1 protein-coding gene is annotated in these 613 nt (G+C 52.7%); it reads left to right on the top strand.

Going from position 1 to position 613, the window contains the following annotated elements:
- Positions 1–105: 105 nt before the first annotated feature.
- Entirely contained in the window at positions 106–540 is a 435-nt protein-coding gene (tnpA, locus tag E8M78_RS07480) for an IS200/IS605 family transposase (RefSeq protein ID WP_137134478.1), read from the top strand.
- The last annotated feature ends 73 nt before the right edge of the window (positions 541–613 follow it).

Here is a 613-nt window from a genome sequence, read left to right as displayed (position 1 = left end):
AAGTAAACCTCCACCTACGGTGGAGGACTGGACGAGTTCTACATCGTAGTGGAGAGACCTCCGGCTTGGACCGTTAGCGCGGACGAGACGTTAAACGGAGGTTTTATGGAAGAACGATCGCAATCGCATGCGACGTGGGACTGCAAGTACCATATCGTTTTTGCAAGCAAGTACCGGACGAAACGCCTTTACGGGGACGTGCGTCGTGAATTGGGTGAGCTTTTGCATAGGCTTGCTCGACAAAAAGAATGCGAGATCCACGAAGGGCATCTGATGCCCGACCACGTGCATATGTTGATCTCTATCCCGCCGAAGCACTCAGTTGCGCACGTGGTGGGCTTTTTGAAGGGCAAGACTGCGCTCTACATCGCCAATAAATATGCCCGCAAACGGCGCTACAAAGGCTATCACTTTTGGGCGCGGGGATACTTCGTGTCCACGGCTGGGCACGATGAGCAGGTCGTCAGACGGTATATCCGTAATCAGGAAAAGGCCGACAAAGCTTCCGACTTTGCCGACCTCTTTAATCGCAGCTACTAACTTATAGCAAAACCGCTTCTAGCGGTTCAAGCGCAGCGTTTCAAACCTCCACCTCTGGTGGAGGTCATGACTT

The organism is Rhizobium sp. FKY42 (assembly GCF_005222835.1).
In the GTDB taxonomy this organism is placed as follows: Bacteria; Pseudomonadota; Alphaproteobacteria; order Rhizobiales; family Rhizobiaceae; genus Neorhizobium.
Note: the sequence above shows the minus strand (reverse complement) of the source record. Positions and strands in the feature narration are given on the sequence as shown.